General features: G+C 59.7%; 6 protein-coding genes. 2 read left to right on the top strand and 4 right to left on the bottom strand.

From position 1 onward, the window contains the following. The 4 genes from cofG to npdG form a co-directional block, all read right to left on the bottom strand. Window positions 1–1,783: 7,8-didemethyl-8-hydroxy-5-deazariboflavin synthase CofG (gene cofG, locus C0039_RS14315; protein ID WP_243391626.1), on the bottom strand; the 1,783-nt coding region annotated here is incomplete at its 3' end. Beyond that, the gene (gene cofD / locus C0039_RS14310) at window positions 1,783–2,745 is read right to left on the bottom strand and encodes a 2-phospho-L-lactate transferase (protein WP_232334812.1); all 963 of its coding nucleotides are present in this window, start codon (window positions 2,743–2,745) and stop codon (window positions 1,783–1,785) included. The genes cofG and cofD, both read right to left, overlap by 1 nt. Next, window positions 2,742–3,509, bottom strand: a complete 768-nt coding sequence (gene cofE, locus C0039_RS14305; RefSeq protein WP_101518428.1) for a coenzyme F420-0:L-glutamate ligase — start codon at window positions 3,507–3,509, stop codon at window positions 2,742–2,744. The genes cofD and cofE overlap by 4 nt, the downstream gene beginning before the upstream one ends. 22 nt (window positions 3,510–3,531) lie before the next feature. After that, entirely contained in the window at window positions 3,532–4,212 is a 681-nt protein-coding gene (gene npdG / locus C0039_RS14300; protein ID WP_076001565.1) for an NADPH-dependent F420 reductase, read from the bottom strand. Between the two features lie 208 nt (window positions 4,213–4,420). Here npdG and C0039_RS14295 point away from each other — a divergent pair, with 208 nt between their 5' ends. Then, window positions 4,421–5,221: an SDR family oxidoreductase gene (locus C0039_RS14295; RefSeq protein ID WP_232334813.1), complete on the top strand. Its 801-nt coding sequence runs from the start codon at window positions 4,421–4,423 to the stop codon at window positions 5,219–5,221. Window positions 5,222–5,289: 68 nt separating this feature from the next. Further along, entirely contained in the window at window positions 5,290–7,527 is a 2,238-nt protein-coding gene (locus C0039_RS14290; RefSeq protein ID WP_101518427.1) for a lipopolysaccharide kinase InaA family protein, read from the top strand. Window positions 7,528–7,553: the final 26 nt, after the last annotated feature.

Genomic DNA, 7,553 nt, shown 5'->3' with positions numbered 1-7,553 from the left:
GCAGCGCTCTATCCAGCCAGCGGCCCGGCTCGGTCGCGTAGGCAGGATAAATTGTAAGACGCTGATCGAGGAACTTTCCAGCCGCCGCCGTTTCCCTGGCGAGGCTATCCAGGTGCGGCCAGGGTGCTTCCGGGTTAACGTGATCCGGCGTGAGTGGTGACACACCGCCCCAGTCGTTTATACCAGCCGCCACCAGCTGCGGCAGCACGCCGGGGCTGAGATTCGGTGGGGCCTGTATGTTCATCTGTCCGCCGAAGATCAATCTCGCGGCTGCGATTGTCCACAACAGATCTTCAAGGTCAGGTTCCGGGGCGGCGGCCATTAACGTGCCGGGCTTGGCCCGGAAATTCTGCACGATCACTTCCTGCAAGTGACCGTGACGGCGGTGCACCGCACGCAGGGCCAGCAGGGATTCGATCCGCTCGCGGCGGGTTTCGCCGATGCCAATCAGTATGCCTGAGGTAAACGGAACCTCCGCCTGACCGGCCAGTTCCAGGGTTTGCAGCCGCAGTGCTGGATCTTTATCAGGAGAGCCGTAGTGCGGCATTCCTTTTTGGCAAAGGCGCTCTGAGGCAGACTCCAGCATGATGCCCATGGAGGCGCTGACCTGACGCAATTCGGCGATTTCGACTGCTGTCATACAGCCAGCATTGATATGTGGAAGCAGACCGGTTTCTTTCAGTACACGCTCGGCAACATATCGAACGTATTCCAGTGTGCTGTCAAAACCCAGTTCAGCCAGCGCCTCGCGCGCAGCCTTGTAGCGCAACTCCGGCCTTTCGCCCAGCGTGAACAGCGCTTCCTGGCAGCCCATTGCGGCGCCCTGGCGACAGAGCTCAAGCACATCCTCCACGGGCATGAAAGCCTGTTCGATTTTCCTCGGAGTCTGGGCGAAAGTACAGTAGTGGCAGACGTCACGGCACAAGTGGGACAGTGGAATGAACACCTTACGGGAATAGGTAATCACGTTCCCGTGACCCCGGTCGCGCACTGTGCCGGCCAGTTCGACCAACGCCGCGGTATCCGCAACCGCGGCAAGGGACAGTGCCTGCGCGTCGCTGAGCAACTCACCCTCCTCCAGCGCGTGGGCGATCTGCTGCCACTGGTCGGCTGAAGGAGGAAGCAGTCTCGATGCCAGCCCTGATTGCAACAGGTACTCACGCGTATGCTGTCCCGGGTTCGCATCGCCTATCAGCTGTTGCAGGTCATTCGGTCGATCTATATCCAGAGCCAGCCCCGAATGCCGCAACACACTCACCTGCCTGCCGAGATCTTGCGCCCAGCGAGCATGCCGTTCACAGCTATCCTCGCCATAATGAAATTCCGGTATGTCTTTGACAGTAAATAACAAAAGGTTGGAGCCACGACTATCAATGTCGGTGCCAATCACCAGTCCACCCGACTCCGCATGAATTTGCAGTGCAGCAGTGACATCGGTCGCTTGTAGCGCCGGGACATCGCCGTGCACGATAAGGATCGAATCCGCGCCTCCGGCAGCCAGTAGCTCCACTGACTCCGAGACTACAGCGTTAAGACCGGTTCCCTGCAGCTTGTCTTCGTCGATAAAGCTGGCGCCGCACTCGGCAGCCAGGGTATGTGCCGCCAGATCGCTTGAGACCAGGGTGACGGACTCAATACCCGCGTGCTCGACCAGCACCGCTAGCACGTCGCGCACCATCGCCTCGACCAGCGCTGAGCGCTCTGCGGGCGTAAGTATCTCTGCTAGCCGGCTCTTTGCGGCGTCAAGGCTTTTCAGTGGCACCAGGGCATGCATGCGGCTCATCACATCTCCAGCGACAGGCAGGTTCTTGCCAGGCGCATTTTGTCTTCCAAAGTCGTCATAACCGTAGCCGTGCACACCGCATTGAGGCCCAGACGATTGATTTCGTCTGTCAGTTTAGCGTCACTGTCATCGATCAGAAAGTGATCCACCAGGTCGGGATAGCGCTCCGCGTAATGTCTGGCCACGCCCGCTGCGGTGACCGGCACCCGCAGCTCCGCCATCATCTTGGCCGCGGGCCCCTTGATAGCCATGCCATCAACAATAGGCGAGACCAGTATAACCGGCGCCGCATGATCACGTAGAGCCTGCCACATTCCGGGTACCTGCAAAACAGGATCGATACTGACAAACGGGTTGGACGGGCACACCACGATATGTCCCAGATCATCACTGGCAAGCAAGGCCAGTACATCAGGGTCCGGGCGCGCTGCCGCTAACCCCTCGAATTCAAAACTTCGCACCCTGGGCTCACATTGACGGCGCACGAAGTAGTGCTGAAAAGGCAGGTCGCCCTCATCGGTATGCACCACAGTGCGCACCGTCTCTCGGCACATAGGGTAAATATGACTTTTAACACCCATGCGGCGGGCCAGATCCTGTGTCACTGCAGCGAGGTCCTGGCCAGCGTCCAGCTGGCTGCGACGCCAAAGGTGCGTGGCGATGTCGCGGTCGCCGAGACGAAACCACGTCTCACCATCCAGCAACGCCATCGCCTCCATGGTGTTCCAGCTCTCGCCCTCCAGCCCCCAGCCCTGCGCCTGGTTGGCGCGTCCTGCCAGTGTATACAGAACCGTATCGATGTCCGGGCTGATGTGCAGCCCCAGATGTGTGAAGTCGTCGCCGGTGTTGACGAGCACATGCAACGCCCCTGCTGGCAACACACGCTCCAGGCCCAATGACAGCTTGGCGCCGCCTACTCCGCCGGACAGCGCGAGCACCTGCTTGACCGCCCCGCCTTTCAACGAAACATATCCAGGCTGCGATCGCGCAACAGCGCGCCGGAGCCACATTCCGCCTGGCGTAGTCGTGCGCCCCTGACCAATACCACCGGGCAGGCCTCCGCTGCCTGGCCCATAACCACCGAGGCGGCGGCAGCAAGCTCGTCCGCCACGGCTGATTCCGTAACTTCCAACACGTTACCAAACATGTCTTTTTCGCCGATCTGGTTAAACAGAGGCTGCAGCCCGGCCGTACCAATGGCGATACCCACCGTACCATTGCGCCAGGCCCGACCAGCGCTGTCGTTAATAATAATCTGGGGCGTCACGCCGGTACGCCTGGCCAGGTCATTGCGCAGTGACTGTGCAGAGTGATCCGGGTTTTCAGGCAGCAGCAGTACGCGCGGATCGTCCGGGTCGCTACTGATATTGGATTTGTCGATCCCTGCGTTGGCGTGCACGTAGCCATTACGGTGTTCGACAATGACCACCCCCGGACGCACTCTCACTACCTCACGGGACTCCCTGAGAATTAATTCAGCCTGTCGGGGGTCTTTCAGTGCTCGCCGCGCCAGGTCCTCCGCTTCGGCAGATGGTTGCACCTCGGCAAGTCGCACGTAACAGTTCTCTGCCTTGGACACGATCTTCTGCGCCAGCACCAACACATCACCGGCCACCAGCGTGAGGCCGTTGTGTTCCAAAGAAGCATGGATAAGGGCACCCAGATCGTCCCCCGGTTCAACCCGAGGGAAATCGTTCAGGGGAATCAGTTGCAGAGGGTCCGCCATGCAAGCGAGTGCGCTAAGGGCTTCAGTCGCTCAATCCGGTAATGCGAATACCAGCGTGGCAGCTGTATTGTTTATTGATCACGATCAATACCGAGGTCAGTGCCTCTGCCGCAGCGGCGTTATTGATCATGCCCGCATGGAAACCGCGCATTCCCGCCGCCTCCACCAGCTTGATAACCTCCTCTCGCGCAGCCTTCTTGTTGCCGCAAACCAACACATCACACTCAACACCACTGCCCTCTTGCAGGTGGGCCGCCGCTACGTTCTGGAAAGCCGATACCACGGCCACCCCTTCGCCCAACAATTCCTGGGCGATCTGGCCAGCGCTGCCGCCTTCCGGTAATTGAACCCTACCGACCTTGGGTGGCACCAGGGGCACGGTCACATCGATAAGTATCTTCCCCTGCAGGGCGTCTTTGACCAGAGTCAGCGTGCTCGCATGATGACTGAAGGGAACGGTTACGGCCACTACATCTGCCGCCTCCGCAGCTGCCAGGTTTTCCATCGGCTGCACAGTTACATCGCCCACTCCACGGTCGGCCATCACCTCGCGCAGATCAGACACAGCTGCTTCAGCTTTCTCCAGCGTCCGAGAACCGATAATGACCTGGTAGCCAGCCTGGGCCCAGCGCCTCGCAAGCCCTGTTCCAAGGTCCCCGGTACCGCCCAGAATAGCCAGCACGGGCAATGTGTCTGTTGTCATGATTTGCTTCCTGATGAAGTTTTCATAAGCAGGAGTACAGTAATTATTACCAACCCCCTTTTGTCAGTTAAGCCCGGCCATACTGTGCCATACGCGGTTTCCTCCGCGGCGTGCGTTCAGTTAGCATTAACCGTGCGACCCGCATACTAGGCAAATCGCCCTTCCACCACAAGCGTGGGGCGTTTCTGGACTCAGTGAGTAAAACTATATGGACAATAGCGCAGATAATGCCCCTGTAAACCCGATGGACTTCACCGGAAAAGTTGTCATCGTAACCGGAGGTGGGAAAGGAATCGGGCGTGGCATTAGCGAATCTTTCCTGGCAGCTGGTGCGGATGTGGTGATTTGTGGCCGCTCGGCACCCGAATCACTGCCTGAAGCGGCCGGGCGCCGCGCACTTTTCACGCCGTGTGACGTACGCGACTTTGAGCAAATCGAGGCATGTGTAAATTTTGCCGTGGAGCAATTCGGCAGACTGGACGCACTGGTCAACAACGCAGGCGGCGCACCACATGCAGATGCGGCCACCGTTTCACCGCGTTTTTCAGAGTCCATTATTCACCTCAACCTGATCGCCCCGTTGAATTTCAGTCAGGCAGCAAACCGCGTGATGCAGCAGCAGGAAGACGGCGGAGCCATCATCAATATAGCCAGCGTGAGCACCATCCGCCCCTCACCGGGGACGGCGGCATACGGCGCAGCCAAGGCCGGCCTGGTCAACCTTGGAGGCTCGTTGGCAGTAGAGTGGGCGCCCAAAGTGAGAGTAAACGCAATCGTCGTCGGTCTCACCCGCACAGAGCAGTCCCATCTGCATTATGGAGACGAAGCCGGTATTGCGGCGGTTGGCCAGACGATTCCGCTGGGGCGGATGGCCGTACCGGCCGACATCGGCAACGCCTGCCTGTTCCTGGCTTCCCCGATGGCCTCCTACGTCAGTGGCACCAGTATTGCAGTGCACGGCGGCGGTGAAAAGCCAGCCTTTCTTGACGCAGCTACCGCCGACAACTGAGCCCGTCCCTGTCCGGCCTGCTATACTCGCGCGGAGAACCTCACCGGCGCTGACAGGAATTCGCTGATTTGAACAAACTGCTACACCCTCTCTATGGCTACCCGCTGGCGGCCTGGGACTTCCTCTGCGCTATTGGCCAGAACATCCGCCTGCTCGGCACCGACCACCAGCCAGGCCAGAATGGCCTGATCACCGCAGATTATTTCGGCGTGAATATCGCCCCCGGGAAGAATAAGCACGTAGACGAATACCTGGTAGAGCGCCTGCACGAGCTGGGAATCCGCCACGTGCGCATGGATTACAGTTACGCCAGCCCAGGCGGCGATGCGGAGCGTCTTTTGGAACACCTGCTGGGCGAGGGCCTGCAAGTCACCCTGGACTTGCTGCCACCCCAGTCACAGGCCCAGATTCTCGCCGAGGATCCGGACGCACAGCAGCAGTGGCAGCGATTTCTCACTGCAGTATTTCGCAGTCAGGCCGGCCGCGTTGCCTATTTCGAAATTGGCAACACTCCCAACCGAGGCAAGTGGTCGGGGTTTTCATCACGCGGTTTTATCATGGCGACGGCCATTGCCCACCGGGTTTCGCGGGAGTCAGGCCTGGGCCTGAAGCTGGTTGGGCCCAATGTGTCCGACTTCGAACCCTTGTACAACGCCACCTACCTTCGTCTGTTACGTCGCCTGGATGCGACGCCAGCTATTCATAGCGACAACCTTTTCGTTGAACGCGTAGTCGAGCCTGAGGCCTATGATCACCGGGTGCTAGGCTGGCTTGCACGGAAACCGCTGAAGCTCAACCTTGTCAAGAAGGCGCGTATCCTCAACCGAATGGGCCGCGAGACCGGCACCGAGGGATTTTTCTGCACCTACACCTGCTGGACGATCAAACGGCTACGCCGCCGCTCAGCCTGGCCCGAAATCAAACGCGTCGACTACCTGGTACGTTATCTCGCGCTCGCAGCATCCAGCCAGGCCCTGGATCGCGTGTACTGGGGGCCGCTGATTTGCTCTCGCGATGGGCTTATTGACGATGGCGCCGACGACTACCCTGCCGTGGACCAGGTCAGCTTCTACGAGCGCATTCGTGGTGAGGCAAGCCAATTCAGCCCAACACCGGCCTATCACGCCCTGGCGTATACCGCACGCCGACTCGGTGGCGCTCGCGCCCTGGGCAATGCGCATGACCCGGGCGGGCTCAGCCTGTTCCAGTATACCGGCGCGGACAATCGGCCCTTTCTACTTGCCTGGACCCGCGACGGCCAGGCCATAACGTTGACTTCGGTATTGCCCGAGGCCGCAATTGGGGCTGCCGGTTTCCATAGCGCGACGGGAGAAGAAATAGAGAACCCGCTGGTCATCAACGAGCACCCTGTCTTCATCACGCTGGCTGAAGCTATTGATTTGGCGCAATGCAAGAACTTGCAGGGCAGGCAGATCAGACGGACAGTGCACCTTTCCAGCCCGGAATGGCAGTCTGTAGACACCGATGACCCGGCATGGCGCGGCGCTTGTATGTTGCGAGCAAACCGACTCAGCGACGACTTCGCGTCCAGCGAAGCCATTCACCCCAGGCACATTCCCTCAATGCCCACCACAAGGGTATTACGCGATGCCCGAAACCGCCTGTGGAACGTGGTCGATCCACGAGAGCCGGATGCACAGATCACAGTTAAACTCAATCGCGTTAAGGGTATCAAGCGCTTCACCTACCGCTTTTACCCGAGCAAGGGGCGCCGTCACTGGAATAATGCCTGCGAGATGCTCCGCAGGGGCGTGGCGACCCCCCTTCCCCTGGCATTCTTTGAATCGCCCGAGCAATCCGGTGTTCGCGACTCCTGGTACCTCTGCAGGTTCATCCCCGATGCTTTCTCCAGCCGTGATGTCTATGCCGCCATCAGGCGTGGAGAGAGCACCTTCCGAGGCCTCGACAAAGCGGCCTGGCTGGACCTGATCAGTGGCTTTGTCTGTCACATGCACGACATGCAGGTAATCCACCGCGATCTTTCGTCGGGTAATCTCTTGCTCGCCCAGAGTGCCGACGGCAACATCACACCGATGGTGATCGATATAGGCCGGGCACGTATCTGGTCCGGACCTGGCTCGCGGGTCAGGCACCGCGACCGCATGCTGGACCTGATTCGCATCGCTTACAAGCTCGACTGGAGTGATCGCCGGGCGTTCATCGAACGCTACGAGGGTCACCTGGGCAGGTCGCTGTCGCCATTGTGGCGGGTGCCCTTCTTCTATTACGACAGCAAACAGCGCCTCAAGAAGGCTCTCAAGGGCAAACGGCGACGCCGGCGCTGAATGAACTGACCCATGCGGGGCGGTTT

The sequence above is a fragment of the Pseudohalioglobus lutimaris genome (assembly GCF_002866825.1).
GTDB lineage: Bacteria > Pseudomonadota > Gammaproteobacteria > Pseudomonadales > Halieaceae > Halioglobus > Halioglobus lutimaris.
Note: the sequence above shows the minus strand (reverse complement) of the source record. Positions and strands in the feature narration are given on the sequence as shown.

What these genes read in the sequence shown, in the direction of transcription:
- cofE (WP_101518428.1), bottom strand. Translation starts at nt 3,509, where the DNA reads ATGGCGGACCCTCTGCAACTGATTCCCCTGAACGATTTCCCTCGGGTT.
- C0039_RS14295 (WP_232334813.1), top strand. Translation starts at nt 4,421, where the DNA reads ATGGACAATAGCGCAGATAATGCCCCTGTAAACCCGATGGACTTCACC.
- npdG (WP_076001565.1), bottom strand. Translation starts at nt 4,212, where the DNA reads ATGACAACAGACACATTGCCCGTGCTGGCTATTCTGGGCGGTACCGGG.